Below are 16899 nucleotides of genomic sequence, written 5' to 3' on the forward strand. Positions count from 1 at the left end.
TAAGGTTTAATTATTAGTATGGGAATGGGACTTGATGTTGCGTTTAGTTCACGGTGCATCGTGGGCACGGGTATATCTTTTTTTCTACGCGGGGGTAACCGCGAAAAGTGTTAGAGGGTCCTGGTTCAGAAGTTTTGACAACACGGCATACAGGTCGGGCCATGTTTCCTGAAACTGTCTGGGGCGTTCAAAGAAATTCTCTACGGCCACGGCAAAGAACTCATGCTCGTCGGTGCAGGCGTAGGCGCGAAAGAAGGGCTGTGTGCCGTTGTTCATGTTGCGGCAAATGTCTTTCGCGTAGGCGTCGAACGTGGCGAGCTGCGTGGCATCGAAGAAGTTGTATTCGTCATTGCGGATAATGTTCTCCAGCCGCAGGGCATGTGCCATCTCGTGCAGCCCAAGGTTAAGGGAGTCGGTGGGGTTAATGTAGCCATCGATAAAGCTTTGCCACGACAACACGATGATGCCAAACCGCGGATTCACTTCGCCCTTATGATAGCGTCGGGTGATGCCCGAATAGTAGTCGTTTGGATAGACCAGTATCCTGGTGAAGTGCTGCAGGTAGATGTTGGGCAACCCCATGGTGAGCTGCACGGCCGATGCGGCGATGAGGACTTTGCATTCGATCGTGACCGCGTCTACACTTCGTGGAATGAAACGCTTGGCATATATGAACGCGCAAACCTTTCGCGCAAAAAACGCCTGCTTGTTTGCAGGCAGCTGCTGATAGAAGGTGAAATACTTTTGAAGAATGTCTTTCACCTTCTTTGGCACGGGCACCACCTGGCTTCGGATGGGGGCCACCGTTTTGGCGGCACTCGAGCCAGCGGTCACCCTGTCGAGTAGCGATATGAAAATGGCGATGCCAAACGCCGTATAGAAAACAAGCATGAAATCAAATCTTCCGCAAAAGATTGTTGATAGAACAGGCGCTGATGAGCTTGCCCTTCACGTCTTCAATCTTCACGCGCTCCTGCTTCATGGTGTCGCGGTCGCGAATGGTCACGGTGTTGTCTTCCAGCGTCTGGTGATCGATCGTGATGCAATAGGGCGTGCCGATGGCATCCTGGCGGCGATAGCGACGGCCGATGGCGTCTTTTTCTTCGTAGAAACAGTTGAGGTCGAATTTCAGGTCGTCCATGATCTCCATCGCTTTTTCGGAAAGACCATCTTTCTTCATCAGCGGCAGGATGGCCACTTTGTGCGGGGCCAACGGTGCGGGTATTCTCAACACCACGCGCTCGCTGCCATCTTCCAGTTTTTCTTCCTGATACGATTTGGCGAGGATGGAAAGAAACATGCGGTCGAGGCCCACCGACGTTTCGACCACGTAGGGTATGTAGTTCTGATTGTCTTCGGCATCGAAATACTGTAGTTTCTTTCCGGAGAATTTTTCGTGACTCTTCAAATCGAAATCGGTGCGCGAGTGAATGCCTTCCAGTTCCTTGAAGCCCATGGGGAAATTGAACTGAATGTCGCACGCGGCGTTGGCATAGTGTGCCAGGTTGAGGTGGTCGTGGAAGCGATAGTTTTCGGCGCCCAGGCCCAACGTTTGGTGCCAGCGCATTCTTTTTTCTTTCCAGTATTCATACCACTTCATTTCTTCGCCCGGTTTCACAAAGAATTGCATCTCCATCTGTTCAAACTCGCGCATACGGAAGATGAACTGACGCGCTACAATTTCGTTGCGGAATGCTTTTCCGATTTGGGCGATGCCAAACGGTATTTTCATGCGACCGCTTTTCTGAACGTTCAGGAAGTTCACAAAAATGCCCTGGGCCGTTTCGGGGCGCAGATACACTTTGTTGGCATCGTCGGCCACCGAACCCATTTCGGTCGAGAACATGAGGTTGAACTGGCGAACATCCGTCCAGTTTTTTGTGCCCGACACGGGGTCTGCAATGTCGAGGTCAACAATCAACTGCTTCATGGCCGCCATGTCGGCGTTGGTCATGGCTGTTTTGAGGCGTTCGTTGGTGTTGTCTATCTTCTGTTGGTATTCAACGGTGCGGGCATTGGTGGCCAGAAATTTTTCTTTGTCAAAGGAGTCGCCAAAGCGTTTGGCGGCTTTCTCTACTTCCTTCGCAATCTTGTCTTCCATTTTGGCGATCGCGTCTTCGATGAGAACATCGGCGCGGTAGCGTTTTTTGGAATCCTTGTTGTCGAGCATGGGGTCGCTAAACGCGTCCACGTGGCCCGAAGCTTTCCAGGTGGTGGGGTGCATGAAAATGGCGGCGTCGATGCCCACAATGTTTTCGTGCAGCAGCGTCATGAACTTCCACCAATATTCCTTGATGTTGTTTTTTAGTTCGGCCCCGTTCTGACCATAGTCATAGACGGCACTGAGACCATCGTAGATTTCACTGGAGGGAAAAATAAAACCGTACTCCTTCGCGTGGGAGATTACGTTCTTGAAAAGGTTGTCTTCTTGAGCTGCCATAGAACGGCAAAGATAATATTAGTCGCCAGTCAACAACCGCCCTTACGCTACTTTTTAACAATCGTTATAATAGGCTTAACACACCCTAACAGTTGTACTTAACGGTTTTGCCGAAGATGGACGCGAAGTCCGGTCGATTGCTAGCGTTCCTACCGGGGCAACCTCACGGTGAAGGTTGTGCCCAGGCCCGGCGCCGATTCCAGTTTGATGGATCCCGACAGTTTCACCAGCGCTTCCTTCACGATATACAAGCCCAGCCCCGAGCCTTTCGATTGCTCGTTGGCGCGATAGAACATGTCGAAGATCTTGGTGTGATATTCCGGAGAGATGCCCTGGCCGTTGTCTTCCACTTTGATGTAGAACACATGGCCGTTCACTTGATATTTGAGGCGTATGAACTGCTGCGGCTTGCGGGCGTCGTGATAGCGCACAGCGTTTGAAATGAGGTTGCTGATGATGACCTGCAGACGTGACTTGTCCGATTCGATAAACACGTCTTCCGGAATTTCGATAAGGAAGTTGATGTTCTCCGCTTCGGGCGAAAACTTGAGGCTCTCCCAAACTTCCTGGGCGAGGTCTACCAGCTTCACTTTTTCTTTGCGGATTTCGAGACGGTTGTTGCGCGAATAGTCTGTGATGTCTTTAATGAACCGGTCTAGCGAATGAATGCGGTCTTTCATCATGCCGAGATAGCGCCTCATGTCGTTCACATTTTCGGTGCGCTCGGTGATGTTGATCAACCCCATCACCGAGGTAAGCGGGGCCCGAAGATCGTGCGAGGTGCTATACACAAAACGGTCGAGTTCGGTGTTGGTTTTGGTGAGCAGCGTGTTGTTTTCCACCAGTTGCATGGCATTGTGGTGGTTGAGGCTGATGAGCAGATACACGGCCATCATGCCACCGGGCAAAGCCAGCGTGAAGTTCACCACCACAAAAAACAACAGCGTGTCGGCGTCGTAGTTGCGGTGAGGCAAAATGCTGAAGTCCACAAAGTAGGCCATCACAAACAGGAAGTAGGTGAACACGGCAAAGAGAATGGACAGCAGCCGCTGTTTATAGTTGAAGACCGCGAAGGCAGCAATGGCGTTGACAATGAAAAAAATGAATGCGCCGGTGTTAGGCGATTCGCTGGCGGCGAAAATATAGACCGTGATGTTAATGGTGGGCAGCAGAAAATAGTTGGCCAGACAATGATCGCCCTGGCGGTGGATGACAATGGAGATGGCCAGGAAAAAAATGGTGGTCAGAAAGATAGGCGTGGTTTCGTAGGCGCCGGCGGCCAGGTCGAAGACAAGATAGAGCAAACACATGCACATGCCGATTAATGCAAACTGCCCCGAGAGCATGGCCTGCTTGAACTCGCCATACGACTCGATATATTTGTCTTCGCCGATAATCAGGTCTCTGACTCTTTTTTTCAACTCCATACCAACAGTATTTTAATGGTGCAAAGGTTATATATTCTACGAACCGACATTTTTGCATTACCACCGGCAGGGTATGCATGCATGATTTTGTAAGAAATGAAAAACTTTTTGCGTGCGGCGCCATGCACGATTTTGTTTAAAATGTCACGTTGTTGCCGTGTGGCAGAACGCACACTCTTTAAAGAGTATGCCGTTCAGGAAGCCGGACCCAGGGTGGCGGCCGCGTGCGGTTGAAATAAAATGAATAACTTTCCGCGCACAACCTCACATGATTATCCGAAAAATAGGATTAGCCATTGCCTTTTCGCCCCGCCTGGAGGCGTTGCTGGCAGAGGCCGCGCGCCTGAAAAAGATGTGGGATGCCGAACTGGTGCTCATCCACGTGGGCGACCATGGCCCCGACGAAGAAGCAAGACTTCATGAACTTCTCGAAATCGCCGGCCTGTCGGGTGCCGGGGGCGTGAAAGTTTTTTGGGAAAAAGGAAAGCCCGGCGACCGGATTTTGTCAACCTGCAAAAAAGAACGCATCGATTTGCTGGTGGCCGGCGCCCTCAAAAAAGAAAATCTTGTTCAATATTATCTCGGCACCATTGCCCGGCACATTCTTCGCAAGGCCGATTGCTCGGTGTTGCTGTTCACGGCGCCGTCGCCCACACCACAGTGTTTCAAAAATATTGTGGTCAATGCCGAAGACGGTCCGCTGGTGGAACAGGCGTTGGGCATGGCGTGCAAGGTGGGGCTGAAAGACAAAGCCCAATGGTTGCACGTGGTTCGCGAAATAAAAATGTATGGACTCACCATGGCCACCGAACAATGTTCGGAAGACGAATACGATGCCTTGCGCCAGGGCATGGTGAAAGAAGAGATAGAGAACGTTGAAAAAATATTGCAGCGCATTCCGCACGAGGGCCTGAAAGTGAACATCAAGCTGGTGTCGGGCAAATCGGGATTCGAGCTTTCGAAGTTTGCACAGCGCAAACACGCCGACTTGCTGGTGTTGGGCGCTTCGCAACGCCGGTTCTCGTTGTTCGACCGCGTGTTTACCCACGACCAGGAATATATTTTTGAGGACCTGCCCTGCAATGTGCTGATCGTGAATCCACGAAAGGAGGACGGCCGTGGGTAAGCTTGGACATGCCGACGTGGTGCACCTGCTGGTGCAGCTCAGCATCATGCTGGTGATGGGGCGACTGTTTGCCGAAGTTTTTCGCAAGCTCAACCAGCCTGCCGTGATCGGCGAAATTATCGCGGGCATTTTGTTGGGCCCCACCGTGCTGGGCATGTTGCAGCCCGAATGGTTTGAAGCGCTCTATCCCAAAGATGCCGCAGCGGGCATTGTGCTCACCGGCTTTGTGCAGGTGGCCGTGGTGATGTTGCTGTTCATTGCCGGGTTGGAAGTGGACCTGCACATTGTGTGGCAGCAAGGCCGGCAGGCACTCACCACCAGTTTGTTTGGACTTATTATTCCGTTTTCGATCGGCTTCGGATTTCCCTATTTCTTCCCCGAGTTTTTTGGCATTGCCGATGTGCACGGCGGGCGTCTAACCTTTGCGTTGTTTATGGGCACGGCCATGGGCATCACGGCATTGCCGGTGATTGTGCGCATCCTCATGGACCTCAATCTGTTTAAATCCAAAATGGGTCTGCTTGTGGTGGCCTCCGCCATGGTAGACGATTTGATTGGCTGGCTCATCTTTTCGGTTATTCTCGGTTTGATTGGCAAGTCGGGTGGTTCGATGCCGCTGATCAACACGATCATTCTCACCATTGGCTTTGCGGCGTTCATGCTCACCATTGGCCGGGGCATGTTGAACCGGTTCTTGCCGTGGGTGAACAAGAAGATGGCCTGGCCGGGCGGTGTGTTGTCGCTGTCGCTGGCGTTGTGTTTTTTGGCGGCGGCGTTCACAGAATACATCGGCATTCACGCCATCTTCGGCGCGTTCGTGATGGGTGTGGCGCTGGGCGACTCCGAACATTTTTCGGAACGCGCCAAAGAAATTGTTCACCAGTTTATCAACAACATTTTTGCGCCGCTGTTTTTTGTGTCCATCGGGTTGCGCGTGAACTTCTTTGTGAACTTCGACCTCACGCTCACGCTGGTGATTCTGGCCATTGCCTTCTTTGGAAAAATTGTGGGAAGCGGTCTGGGCACACGGCTTGGGGGCTTCTCGTGGAAAGAGTCGCTTGCGGCGGGCTTTGGCATGAATGCGCGGGGCGCGATGGAAATTATTCTCGGGTTGATTGCTTTGGAGAATGGTTTGATAAACGAAAAAGTGTTTGTGTCGCTCGTGATCATGGCGCTCATCACCAGCATGACCAGCGGACCATTGATGAAGTGGAGCTTGTCGCGAACGTGGAAGCGGTGAACCACGTAGACATTGAGTGAAGGTTGTGCGCGAATTTCAAAAACTGTTTTATTAACGATGGGTAGTGCTATGAGAAACTATATGTGGGTGGCGATCAACCTGTCGTTTTTTGTTCTTGCTTACATTGTGCGATGCCTGGTTCTCAATTTTGTTTTCGTGTTTGATGTGATTCTCATTTTCGAGGGCATCGTTTTTCTGTATTTATGTATTGCTCCCTTTATTTCAAGATCAAAAATTAAAACATCGGTTATACACATCGCGGGGCTTCTCTTCCTGTTTTTTTATGGCGGCGATCTAGTGTCGGTTATGGCGCTGTCGGTTGGTCACCGCGATACTATAGCGGTGTTTAGGAGACATCGGGCGGCTATTCCGGAGGAGGACCGTGTGAATGGTGCGTGGATTCTGATCCGGAAGGAGTTTGAGATCACGTCTGAAGAAAGAACGATCCTGGAACGAAACTATGCCAAAGCAAGTCCTTTGTATTTTAGCAATGGCTATTGTTACGTGGAACTTGGCGGATTTCTGAAAAGTGTTGGTGGCTACTATCTAACACTAGACAACACAGAACAAGGCAAGCCTGGTGCATTTGGATTTCACCGCATAAAAAAAACCAGAAACGTGATTGGAAACTGGTGGTGCTATCGCTAAACGCAGCGCCCTGTTTTCCTAAAGACTTTTAGCCCGGTTCCAATATTCATCCATCTCAGCCAACGTCATCTCGCCCATTTTCTTGCCGTCTTTTGCAGACTCTGTTTCCAGGTATTGAAAGCGTTTGATGAATTTTTTGTTGGTGCGTTCCAGGGCTTCTTCGGGGTCGATGTTGATGAAGCGGGCATAGTTGACCAGGGAGAACAACAGGTCGCCAAATTCGGCCATGGCTTTTTCTTTGTCGATGGCTTCGTTGGACGTGGCGTTGAATTCGTTTTTGAATTCCTGCATTTCTTCTTCCACCTTTTCCCACACCTGTTCTTTGCGTTCCCAGTCGAAGCCCACGCCGCGGGCTTTGTCCTGGATGCGGATGGCCTTTACGAGCGGGGGCAGGCCGCCGGGCACGCCTTGCAACACAGACTTGTTGCCGGTGCGTAGTTTAATTTTCTCCCAGTTGGTTTTCACGGCCTCTTCGTCGTTGGCCACCACGTCGCCATAGACGTGGGGGTGGCGTTCTATGAGTTTCTCGCAGATGCTGTTGAGCACGTCGGCCACGTCGAAGGCTTTTTGTTCGGAGGCGATGCGGGCATAGAACACGAGGTGGAGCATGATGTCGCCCAGCTCTTTCTTTATTTCGGTGAGGTCGTTTTCGAGGATGGCATCCGACAGCTCGTAGGTTTCTTCGATGGTAAGGTGCCGCAGGCTTTCGAGCGTCTGCTTTTTGTCCCACGGGCAGTTTTCGCGTAGCTCGTCCATGACAGTGAGGAGGCGGTCGAACGCCTGGAGTTTGGCTGGGCGGTTGGTGTCGGGAGCGGAGAGCGGTTTTTTCATGGTGTTGAAATTTTCTGTAGGTTATCGTTGGCCCAAAGCCCGTGACAGGAACCTGCGAACGATAGCGTTGTTGGGGCAAACATCGTGAATCACGGGCCTAAAATGGCAAAATCGGGTGACAGTTTTTTTGACGGACAACGTACTAAATTTTTTAGGGATGTTTCGTGCGCGGCAACGCGTTGAAAACAAACGTTGTTGAAGGACCACCCCTTCGGCCAGGGATAGCAGAGGAAAGCCCACAGCTGCGAAGGCATGTGCGTGGGGGCGAGGACTTGGAACGGATAGCCCGGTTCCGTCCGCCAGCTGGCGGACGGGGGGCCGCCAAAACTTTTTTATTTTTTCAACCGTTCAGCGTGTGTCGAGTTTCCTCGCTCCTTCCATTATTCTTATTAATTTTGCACGCACTTTTTTAATAAACCCCCTTTTTGTGGCTTTAATCAAATCTATTTCAGGAATACGCGGAACGATTGGTGGCAAAACCGGAGAAAACCTCACCCCTGTGGATGTTGTGAAATTCACGGCGGCCTTTGGGACCTTGATGAAGAAAAAAACCGGCACGACAACCATCGTGATCGGGCGCGATGCACGGCCTTCGGGCGAGATGGTGAGCGCGCTGGTGGTGTCGACCTTGCAAGGCATGGGCATTGATGTAATTGACCTCGGTCTCTCGACTACGCCCACCGTAGAAATTGCTGTGCCTCTGGAGAAAGCCGCGGGCGGCATCATTCTCACGGCAAGCCACAACCCCGTGCAATGGAATGCCTTGAAATTGCTGAACGACAAAGGCGAATTTATTTCGGGCAAAGACGGCGAAGCGATGCTCAAGATTGCAGAAGACGAAGCGTTTGAATTTGCACCCGTAGCCAAGCTCGGCAAGTACACCAAGAACGATACTTATATACAAAAACACATCGACCTGATTCTGGCGTTGCCGCTGGTGGATGTGGAGGCCATCAGGAACCGCGGCTTTAGCGTGGTGGTGGATGCCGTGAACTCGTCGGGAGGCATTTCTGTGCCCCCGTTGCTGAAAGCGCTGGGTGTGTCGGTGAAAGAAATATATTGTGAACCAACAGGTCATTTCCCCCACAACCCTGAACCCTTGCCTGAACACCTGACAGACATCTGTCGCGAAATTAAAAAAGGAAAGTATGACCTGGGCATTGTGGTGGATCCTGATGTGGATCGCCTCGCGTTGATCTCGGAAGACGGAACTCCTTTTGGTGAAGAATATACACTGGTGGCCGTGGCCGACTATGTGCTGAAGGCCAGCAAGAAAAAGAAACTGAACACGGTGTCGAACCTGTCGTCTACCGGCGCGCTGCGCGACATCACGGAGAAAGCGGGTGGACAATATTCTGCCGCTGCCGTGGGCGAAGTGAACGTGGTGACGATGATGAAAGAAACCGGCGCCATCATTGGCGGTGAAGGCAACGGCGGGGTGATTTTTCCCGAGCTGCACTATGGCCGCGACGCACTGGTGGGCATTGCCTTGTTGCTGACCCACCTGGCAAAATCGGAAACCAGCCTGCAACGTCTACGGTCTACGTATCCAAACTATGTGATCTCTAAAAACAAGATCGAGCTCACCGCCAACATAAACGTTGACAAGGTGCTGGGGGAGATGACGAAAAAATACAAGAAGCAACCCATCAACACCATTGACGGCGTGAAGATTGAATTTGACAAAGAGTGGGTGCACTTGCGCAAATCGAACACCGAGCCGATCATTCGCATCTATGCCGAGTCTGACATGGAAGTAAAGGCCGACAACCTGGCCAAGAAGATGATTGCCGATATCAAAGAAATTATTGCCGAGAAATCGGTAGCCTGACAGTTGACTCATTAACCGAAGAATAATAGACATGCAAGTTTATCTGGACAACGCGGCCACCACGCCCCTGGATCCTGAAGTGTTTGAAGCCATGAAGCCGTTCATGCTGGAAGACTACGGCAACCCGTCGTCGACACACGCGCACGGGCGCAAGGTTAGGGCGGCCATTGAATCGGCCCGCAAGAAAATAGCGGAGTTGCTGCATTGCACACCCGGCGAAATCATTTTCACCTCGGGCGGAACAGAAGCCGACAACACCATCATTAACAGCAGCCTGCTGACCTACGGGATCAAGCACGTGATTTCGTCGCCGCTGGAACACCATGCCGTGGAGCAAACGCTTCACAACCTGGAGAAGCGCGGCGCCATTGCACTGTCGATGGTGAACCTCGACGCGAAGGGCCATGTGGACCTGGCGCACCTGGAAGCGTTGCTCGAAAAAAATCCGAACAGCCTGGTGTCGCTCATGCATGCCAACAACGAGATTGGCAACCTGATGGACATGCAACGCGTGGGCGAGCTGTGTGAAAAATATCACGCCTACTTTCACTCAGACACGGTGCAGACGGTGGGGCACTATGCACACCACCTGGGAAACATTAAAGTGCACGGCATGGCCGCGGCGGCGCATAAGTTTCACGGTCCGAAAGGCGTGGGCTTCATGTTTATCCGCAAAGACAAAAAGTTGCAGCCCTTTGTGTATGGTGGCGGCCAGGAGCGCAGCATGCGCGGTGGAACCGAAAACGTGTATGGCATTATCGGCCTGGCCAAAGCGCTGGAGATTGCCTATCGCGACATGGACGAACACATGCACCACATCAAAGTGTTGAAGGCCCGCATGATTGAGCGTTTGAAAGAGAACATTCCGGGCGTTGACTTTCACGGCGACTCGGCCGACCTCGACAAAAGCTTGTATACCGTGCTGAACGTTTGCCTTCCTGAATCGGACGAGAACGGCATGGTGTTGTTTAACCTTGACCTGCAAGGCATATCGGTGTCGGGCGGCAGCGCATGTTCGAGTGGGGCCGTGACGGGCTCGCACGTGTTGGGCGCGCTCTATCCCGGGTCGAAACGTGGAGCGGTACGCTTCTCGTTCAGCAAGTATAATACGGTTGAAGAAATTGACTATGCCGTGGAGAAACTCGCGGCACTCTATAAAGTAGAAGCTTGATCATGGGTCTACGCAACGCATTCGAATAAATGCTTGCGTAGACAATGAATCGCCCCGTTGTTTTTAGTTGTGAAGTTGGCATCTTTGAGTAACACGTTTTTTGCGAGTTGCTTGACATGATGAACCTTATGAGCAGTGCATCATTCTCCCTCCCCGCAATCAAAGTCAAACCTTTATTGGTAATCTGACGTACAGGAGAAACTATGCATTATAAAGACACCTCCGAAATCACATCGATTGTAGATCGCTTCCGCGACTTGTCGTTGCCTGCGTCTGAATGGACGCACGAGGCGCACCTTACTGTGGCCCTGTGGTTTCTGCGCTATCACACGCTGGAAGAGGCTACCTGCTTTTTGCGCAGCGGCATCATCGCCTACAACAAAGCGTCGGGTGGTGAAAACACACCGGTGCGCGGTTATCACGAAACCATGACGTTGTTCTGGATCAAGGCCATTCATGGTTATGTGCAGCGCCAATCTCAAACGGATGTGCTGGTGCTTATCAATGGATTTCTGAAGAGTCCGTATGCCGCCAAAGATCATCCTTTCACCTTCTACACACGCGACCTCATTTTGTCGACACGTGCCCGGGCATTCTGGGTTGAGCCCGACCTGCGTGCCCTCGAAGAACAGTGAACGCCCCGCGAAACGCCCTTAACTTGATCTACAGCTTCCCGGGCGTTGTCCTATGAATCGCCGCGCTGGTCTACTTTCGCGCACCGGCGCTTACACAGAAGCATGCCACTAGCGTTCTTAGCGCAGGAATTCAAAACTATTGCGCTATGAGAAATGGAAATGTGATGATGTTGGCAAGCTTGCTGATGGCTGCGCTCGTGCTGGTGTCGTGCGATGAAAATGATGCAACAAAACCCGCGGGCTTCGACGCGTCGTCGTCGACGGGCGATGAAAGTGGAGGCACGCAAACGGCCACCCTAAGTTTAGGAAAAGCGGCGGCAAGCGATGTGGTGCTCACGTTTAATGTAAAGGGAACGGCCGCGCTCGGTGGCGACTATACATTGCTCACCCCTTCGCCCATCACCATCAAAGCCGGGGCTTCTACTGCCAGCATCGAATTCAAACTGATAGACGATTCGATCATTGAATCGGCCGACAAGAAGATCACCTTTTCGATCGCCACCATCACCGGCTATACCGTTGACGCGTCGGCCGATCGAAACAGCTATACCTACACCATCACCGACAACGACGAAATTCCCGCATCGGGCATGCAGGTTGATCTGACCTGGGATCTTGGCGAAGGCGTTGACATTGACACGGCCGATCTTGATTTGTATCTCGTCTATAACGTGGTGGTGAACGGCAACGAAGTGACGTCGATGGATGTGAATGAAGACACCTACAGTGCAAACGAATCGGGCTTCGAAAGTTTTGTGATCGACCCGGGACTTAAAGACACGGAATATTATGTAGTGGCCGTATACAGAAGCGGCGATGTTGCCGTGCCGTTCACGCTGGGCTTCAGTCACAACACCACAGGCTCCAACAACAGCGCGGGCTCCTTCACGGCCAGCGAAGTGGGAACAGCCTTGTTCTATGGACCCATTCAGAAATCGGGTGACACCTTCAGTCGCACGAAAGCGCCAACCTATACAAAATATAAACTGTCGTCGAACGTGCTGAGCGCGTTGTGACGACACACGACACGGAGTGAGCCGGCGTTGGTTGTTGAACAGGAGAGTTTTGTTTGAGGGGAAAACCAATCGCTAGTCTTTCGGAATGATGCCCATCTTCCTCATGAGGAAGGTGGCATTCATTTTTTGGGCCAGTCCGGGTTTCAGTTTGTAGTCGAACGAAAGCTGATCGTTTTCGATGGTGGCTTCGAAGCAGAAGTTTTTCACCTGTCGTGGATATTCCGTTTCCAGATCGCCCAACGCGAGGTCGTGTGTGGCGATGATGGCAAGACACGGATGCGGCACAAATTGTTTCACCAGCGCAATGGAGCCGGCTTGCTTGTCGGTCGAGTTAGTGCCTTTCAGAATTTCGTCCAGGAGAATAAAGAGCGGTCGGTCGCTTCGCAGCTCGTCCATGATGGTTTTGAGGCGATTCAACTCCGCATAGAAATAGGACTGATGATCTTTCAGCGAGTCGGCTGTGCGCATGCCCGAGCGAAGGGTGATGATGGGACAGCGAAACGAACGGGCACACACAGGCGCACCGCTAAGTGCCAGCACAAGGTTGACACCGATGGTGCGAAGAAACGTGCTCTTGCCCGCCATGTTGGCGCCGGTAACAATAAGTATGGAAGGTTCTGTGCCGAGGGTGATGTCGTTGGGCACACATTCGTTTTCGAGAATCAACGGGTGGCCCATGCCCACAGCGACAATGGAAAGCGGTTTGTCGATGATAGGATACGCGAAGCCCGGATGGTTGAAGGCAAACGTGCCCACGCTGCACAGCACTTCTGTTTCGCTGATGGCATCGAGCCAGACCTTGAGGTGGGCGGCGTGCACGTGTTTCCATTTTTCGAGACGGTAAACACACTGCAGGTCATACATGAGCAAGCTGTTCATCACCAGTGTGGTCATGGCATTGGAGCGCGCATTCAATGAACTTACCAACGACGCCAACGCTTTCACATTCACACCGGCATCGGCAGCCTGTGCGGAAAGTTTTTTCAGCACCGGCGTTTGAAATGTTTCCTGTTGAAGATAATGCAGCAGGTGCGCGTATTTTTCGAGAATGTTTTTCTTCCTGCTGATGTATTCATGAAACGCGTTGACGCGCTTCACATACGTTCCGAGAAAAGCCCACTGCGTGAGGGCCAGCAACACCGCCACAGATTTTAGCGATGTTATAAAGAATGCTCCGGCAATGGCCGCGAGCGTGAGCGCGGGCAAGGCAATGAGCAGTAGGCGGAAGTAAGATTTGTCGAAGAGGATAGACGGTTGTTGCAACCACTCGAGCAACTCCTGGCGGTCGAGGGGCTGTTCGTCAATCTCTTTTCCGGCGGCTTGAAAATGCTGGCGGAAGTTGATGTTCGCAGCCAGCTCTTTCGTGGCTTCCTGATGTTCGGTAATGGCTTCGGCCGACGGCAACGGCGACGTTAGGCGCTGGGCCATCGTGTTTTTTCCATCCAGTGTGTTGCTGCGGTTGATAGCCTGAAACAAAGAGCCGTCACCAAAAATGTCGAGGTCGTGCGAATAGGCGTGACTGCCATCCACAAACTTTAATCCCGCATCAAACCCGGCAATGTCGCCCTTCAATGCACGGACTTCAAGTTGGTTGATGGTTACTAAATTTTCGAGGTGTACTTTTTCTGCAAAGAGTTTGGCGTGGCGTTGCACCAGAATCACAAAGGCAACAAGCAACAACGCCGCGGCATAGATGAACGGTGTGGTTGAGAACGTGAGATAAACCGCGCCCAGAAACAACACCGCCACAACAAGCCGGAGGTTCGAGATAATGTTTATGGTTTTCTTTTTCTGCGTCAGCGACGCACTGAATTCAACAATTCGGTTTTGATAGATGGCAGAACATTCGTCCAGGGTCATGTAGAGAGGCTAGCGTAGGTGGCAGAAAAAAGAAGCAATAAAACTTAAAGCAGTGTTTCGATGAGGCGCATCACTTTTTCAAGCTCGCGTTGATCGGTTTCGTCGAAGTCGTTCAGCACGTCGCTGTCCACATCCAGCACCAGCGCCACGTTGCCGCCTTTGAATGCGGGCAACACAATTTCTGATTTGGATGCCGAGCTGCACGCAATGTGGCCGGGGAATGCTTCCACGTCGGGAACAAGAATGGTTTTCTGTTCCTTCCACGACGTGCCACACACGCCCTTGCCAAAGTTGATGCGTGTGCAGGCGATGGGTCCCTGAAAAGGGCCGAGCACCAGTTGATCGTTTTTCACGATATAAAATCCAACCCAAAAGAAATTGAGGGTTTGTTTCAGCGCAGCGGCAATGTTGGAAAGGTTTGCTACAAGATCGGGCTCGCCAGTCACCAGCGATTCAAGTTGGGGAATCAGTGTGGCGTAGCGTTCGGCTTTGCTGGAGGTGGATGCGATAATCAGTTCTTCGGCCATGCTTGTAAAGACATTTATATTTTATCCAATACTTTTTTTGTGCGTTCGTTTTCCACGTTGCCGGTGTTGAGGGTGGTGGCGGGTTCGAACAGAATCACTTCTGCCTCGTCGTCGGCCACCGGCTTGTGTTCTACGCCGCGGGGTACAATGATAAACTCCCCGGGGTTCACTTCCACGGTTTTGTCGCGGAATTCCATCTTTAATTTCCCCTTCACTACCAGAAACAATTCGTCTTCATGGTCGTGGTGGTGCCACACAAATTCACCTTTCACGCGCACGGCTTTCACATGTTGGCCGTTCAGTTCGCCCACGATCCGCGGGTGCCACGGGTCGGAAAAGGTTCCGAATTTTTCTGCGATGTTAACTTTTTCCATGTATATTATAGGGATTGATATTTTTCTCAAAATTATAGTTTATGAAACGCATTCGCGTGGGCTTGGTTGGCGACTTTAACGAAAAGATACACACGCACCTGGCCCTCAATGAGGCAATAGACCATTGCCGCCCCTTTCTCGACTTCATGCTTGATGCACACTGGGTGAACACCGCCACGCTTGACGAAACCATTTTCGAAGAAAATAAATTTCATGGACTTATCATCGCGCCCGGCTCACCCTATGCCAACGATGCCGGTGTTTACGAAACCATCCGCCACGCGCGCGAAAACAATTTCCCGCTGTTGGGATTCTGTGGCGGCTTTCAATACATGGTCATTGAATATGCACGCAACGTACTGAAAATAAAAGATGCCGATCATGGCGAAACGCATCCCGAAAGCAGCAAGCTTGTGGTGTCAAAAATGAGTTGCTCGCTCAAAGGGCAACAGGAACAAGTGCTCATTCGCGATCGCGACTCGTGGCTCTATCACGTGCTGAAAGCCGACACCTTCACGGGCCACTTCTATTGCAGCTATGGTGTGAACCCCGCCTTCCAGAACAAACTGAACAAACCGCCCTTCACGTTCACAGCGTTTTCGCCCGATGGCGAAGCCCGGGCCGTGGAGTTGAAAGGCCATCGCTTTTTTAACGGCACCCTGTTCCAGCCTTCCCTGGCGTCGGCACCCGGCCATCCTAATCCTTTATTGGTTGATTTTTTTTGGCGCTGTCGCTAGCGGCGTCACCACGCGCAAGGTGTCGGGCTCCAGAACATACTGCCCGGTTTGCACACCATGAAGCACCGGGGCGGCGATGCCCTTGCCGAAACTGCGCGGCGATTGAAAAATCCGCGCCTCATCCCACAGACCCGCGTCGATGAAAAGCTGGAGCAAATGCGCGCCGCCTTCCACCAACACCGACTGAATTTTTTGTCGGTGCAGATCTTTGACGATCTCTGCTAGGAAATTCTCTTCATCCAACCGCACCAGCGAAAGGTTGGGATGCTCTTCGTGCTTCAGCACATTGTAGCGAATGGTTTTTTGTGAGCCGTCGAACACGTGGAGGCTACTGCTCAGTTTCAGAAAACGGTCGATCACAACACGCACCGGATTTCGCCCGGTCCAGTCGCGCACGTTCAGTTGGGGATTGTCGTGGGCGGCTGTTTTTGATCCGACCAGAATGGCGTCGAGTTCGGTGCGCCATTTGTGCACGAGTTGTCGCGACAGGGCGTGGCTTATCCATTTCGAATCGTAGTTCTCGCGGGCAATGAACCCGTCGGCGGTTTCGGCCCACTTCAGCACGATGAACGGGCGCTGGTGATTCATGACGGTGAAGAATGCGCGATTCAGGGCGTGGCCCTGTTTGTCGAGAATGCCGGTGATGACTTCGATGCCGGCGGCCCGCAGTTTTTTCACGCCCTCACCCGAAACCAGCGGGTTGGAGTCGAGGTTGGCCACCACCACTTTTTTCACCCGGTGGTGGATGAGCATGTCGGCACACGGCGGTGTTTTGCCAAAGTGCGAGCATGGTTCGAGGTTCACATACACCGTGCTTTCGGGAAGAAGACTTTTGTTGTCAACGCTGTTCACGGCGTTCACCTCGGCGTGTGCTTCGCCGTATTTCCGGTGCCAGCCTTCGCCAATGATTTTGCCCTCGTGCACAATGACACTGCCCACTAGCGGATTGGGACTCACGTGTCCGCGACCCAGCGTGGCCAGCTCGAGCGCACGTTGCATAAAAACTTCGTCCAGATGATGATCGTGTTTGGTCATT

The 16899-nt window shown here is 52.1% G+C and carries 16 protein-coding genes; 8 read left to right on the top strand and 8 right to left on the bottom strand.

Annotated features, from left to right (window positions below):
* Nucleotides 1–84: 84 nt before the first annotated feature.
* From JI741_RS13490 to JI741_RS13500, 3 genes are all read right to left on the bottom strand, one after another.
* Nucleotides 85–891, bottom strand: coding sequence for a zinc-dependent peptidase (locus JI741_RS13490; RefSeq protein ID WP_202010271.1), 807 nt, complete (start codon nt 889–891; stop codon nt 85–87).
* 4 nt (nt 892–895) lie between these two features.
* On the bottom strand, nt 896–2440 hold the full coding sequence (locus tag JI741_RS13495) for a glycine--tRNA ligase (RefSeq protein WP_202010273.1): 1545 nt from the start codon (nt 2438–2440) through the stop codon (nt 896–898).
* Between the two features lie 149 nt (nt 2441–2589).
* The gene (locus JI741_RS13500) at nt 2590–3867 is read right to left on the bottom strand and encodes a sensor histidine kinase (RefSeq protein WP_202010275.1); all 1278 of its coding nucleotides are present in this window, start codon (nt 3865–3867) and stop codon (nt 2590–2592) included.
* Nucleotides 3868–4135: 268 nt separating this feature from the next.
* On the opposite strand from JI741_RS13500, the gene JI741_RS13505 reads away from it, so the two are divergent.
* The 3 genes from JI741_RS13505 (at nt 4136) to JI741_RS13515 (ending at nt 6881) form a co-directional block, all read left to right on the top strand.
* Nucleotides 4136–4993 carry a universal stress protein gene (locus JI741_RS13505; protein ID WP_236676056.1) on the top strand — a complete coding sequence of 286 codons (858 nt, stop codon included), beginning with the start codon at nt 4136–4138 and terminating at the stop codon, nt 4991–4993.
* Nucleotides 4986–6233 (top strand): cation:proton antiporter, encoded by a 1248-nt coding sequence (locus tag JI741_RS13510; RefSeq protein ID WP_202010277.1) that lies wholly within the window; start codon nt 4986–4988, stop codon nt 6231–6233. The genes JI741_RS13505 and JI741_RS13510 overlap by 8 nt, the downstream gene beginning before the upstream one ends.
* A gap of 69 nt (nt 6234–6302) precedes the next feature.
* A complete protein-coding gene (locus JI741_RS13515; RefSeq protein ID WP_202010279.1) occupies nt 6303–6881 on the top strand; it encodes a hypothetical protein in 579 nt (192 codons plus the stop codon).
* A gap of 18 nt (nt 6882–6899) precedes the next feature.
* Here JI741_RS13515 and mazG read toward each other — a convergent pair whose 3' ends face one another.
* Complete coding sequence (gene mazG, locus JI741_RS13520) at nt 6900–7712, bottom strand: nucleoside triphosphate pyrophosphohydrolase (protein WP_202010281.1); 813 nt, start codon at nt 7710–7712, stop codon at nt 6900–6902.
* Between the two features lie 427 nt (nt 7713–8139).
* Here mazG and glmM point away from each other — a divergent pair, with 427 nt between their 5' ends.
* The 4 genes from glmM (at nt 8140) to JI741_RS13540 (ending at nt 12365) form a co-directional block, all read left to right on the top strand.
* Entirely contained in the window at nt 8140–9543 is a 1404-nt protein-coding gene (gene glmM / locus JI741_RS13525) for a phosphoglucosamine mutase (RefSeq protein ID WP_202010284.1), read from the top strand.
* A gap of 31 nt (nt 9544–9574) precedes the next feature.
* Nucleotides 9575–10714, top strand: a complete 1140-nt coding sequence (locus JI741_RS13530; RefSeq protein ID WP_202010286.1) for a cysteine desulfurase family protein — start codon at nt 9575–9577, stop codon at nt 10712–10714.
* Nucleotides 10715–10917: 203 nt separating this feature from the next.
* Nucleotides 10918–11349, top strand: coding sequence for a hypothetical protein (locus JI741_RS13535; protein WP_202010288.1), 432 nt, complete (start codon nt 10918–10920; stop codon nt 11347–11349).
* Between the two features lie 146 nt (nt 11350–11495).
* Nucleotides 11496–12365 (top strand): hypothetical protein, encoded by an 870-nt coding sequence (locus JI741_RS13540; RefSeq protein ID WP_202010291.1) that lies wholly within the window; start codon nt 11496–11498, stop codon nt 12363–12365.
* Nucleotides 12366–12437: 72 nt separating this feature from the next.
* Here the strand turns inward: JI741_RS13540 and JI741_RS13545 are convergent, their stop codons facing one another.
* From JI741_RS13545 to JI741_RS13555, 3 genes are read right to left on the bottom strand one after another with little or no spacing between them, the layout of a single operon-like run.
* A complete protein-coding gene (locus tag JI741_RS13545; RefSeq protein ID WP_202010293.1) occupies nt 12438–14225 on the bottom strand; it encodes a MutS-related protein in 1788 nt (595 codons plus the stop codon).
* A gap of 44 nt (nt 14226–14269) precedes the next feature.
* Nucleotides 14270–14752 (bottom strand): free L-methionine (R)-S-oxide reductase MsrC, encoded by a 483-nt coding sequence (locus JI741_RS13550; RefSeq protein WP_202010295.1) that lies wholly within the window; start codon nt 14750–14752, stop codon nt 14270–14272.
* Between the two features lie 14 nt (nt 14753–14766).
* The gene (locus tag JI741_RS13555; RefSeq protein ID WP_202010297.1) at nt 14767–15126 is read right to left on the bottom strand and encodes a cupin domain-containing protein; all 360 of its coding nucleotides are present in this window, start codon (nt 15124–15126) and stop codon (nt 14767–14769) included.
* Between the two features lie 41 nt (nt 15127–15167).
* Here JI741_RS13555 and JI741_RS13560 point away from each other — a divergent pair, with 41 nt between their 5' ends.
* The gene (locus JI741_RS13560; RefSeq protein WP_202010299.1) at nt 15168–15863 is read left to right on the top strand and encodes a glutamine amidotransferase-related protein; all 696 of its coding nucleotides are present in this window, start codon (nt 15168–15170) and stop codon (nt 15861–15863) included.
* Here JI741_RS13560 and ribD read toward each other — a convergent pair.
* Entirely contained in the window at nt 15831–16898 is a 1068-nt protein-coding gene (gene ribD, locus JI741_RS13565; protein WP_202010301.1) for a bifunctional diaminohydroxyphosphoribosylaminopyrimidine deaminase/5-amino-6-(5-phosphoribosylamino)uracil reductase RibD, read from the bottom strand. The two genes, JI741_RS13560 and ribD, sit on opposite strands and share 33 nt — an antisense overlap.
* Nucleotide 16899: the final 1 nt, after the last annotated feature.

Origin of the sequence: Chryseolinea lacunae (genome assembly GCF_016735595.1) — a bacterium.
Lineage (GTDB): Bacteria > Bacteroidota > Bacteroidia > Cytophagales > Cyclobacteriaceae > Chryseolinea > Chryseolinea lacunae.

What these genes read in the sequence shown, in the direction of transcription:
- JI741_RS13490 (WP_202010271.1), bottom strand. Translation starts at nt 891, where the DNA reads ATGCTTGTTTTCTATACGGCGTTTGGCATCGCCATTTTCATATCGCTA.
- JI741_RS13495 (WP_202010273.1), bottom strand. Translation starts at nt 2,440, where the DNA reads ATGGCAGCTCAAGAAGACAACCTTTTCAAGAACGTAATCTCCCACGCG.
- JI741_RS13500 (WP_202010275.1), bottom strand. Translation starts at nt 3,867, where the DNA reads ATGGAGTTGAAAAAAAGAGTCAGAGACCTGATTATCGGCGAAGACAAA.
- JI741_RS13505 (WP_236676056.1), top strand. Translation starts at nt 4,136, where the DNA reads ATGATTATCCGAAAAATAGGATTAGCCATTGCCTTTTCGCCCCGCCTG.
- JI741_RS13515 (WP_202010279.1), top strand. Translation starts at nt 6,303, where the DNA reads ATGAGAAACTATATGTGGGTGGCGATCAACCTGTCGTTTTTTGTTCTT.
- mazG (WP_202010281.1), bottom strand. Translation starts at nt 7,712, where the DNA reads ATGAAAAAACCGCTCTCCGCTCCCGACACCAACCGCCCAGCCAAACTC.
- JI741_RS13530 (WP_202010286.1), top strand. Translation starts at nt 9,575, where the DNA reads ATGCAAGTTTATCTGGACAACGCGGCCACCACGCCCCTGGATCCTGAA.
- JI741_RS13535 (WP_202010288.1), top strand. Translation starts at nt 10,918, where the DNA reads ATGCATTATAAAGACACCTCCGAAATCACATCGATTGTAGATCGCTTC.
- JI741_RS13540 (WP_202010291.1), top strand. Translation starts at nt 11,496, where the DNA reads ATGAGAAATGGAAATGTGATGATGTTGGCAAGCTTGCTGATGGCTGCG.
- JI741_RS13545 (WP_202010293.1), bottom strand. Translation starts at nt 14,225, where the DNA reads ATGACCCTGGACGAATGTTCTGCCATCTATCAAAACCGAATTGTTGAA.
- JI741_RS13550 (WP_202010295.1), bottom strand. Translation starts at nt 14,752, where the DNA reads ATGGCCGAAGAACTGATTATCGCATCCACCTCCAGCAAAGCCGAACGC.
- JI741_RS13555 (WP_202010297.1), bottom strand. Translation starts at nt 15,126, where the DNA reads ATGGAAAAAGTTAACATCGCAGAAAAATTCGGAACCTTTTCCGACCCG.
- JI741_RS13560 (WP_202010299.1), top strand. Translation starts at nt 15,168, where the DNA reads ATGAAACGCATTCGCGTGGGCTTGGTTGGCGACTTTAACGAAAAGATA.
- ribD (WP_202010301.1), bottom strand. Translation starts at nt 16,898, where the DNA reads ATGACCAAACACGATCATCATCTGGACGAAGTTTTTATGCAACGTGCG.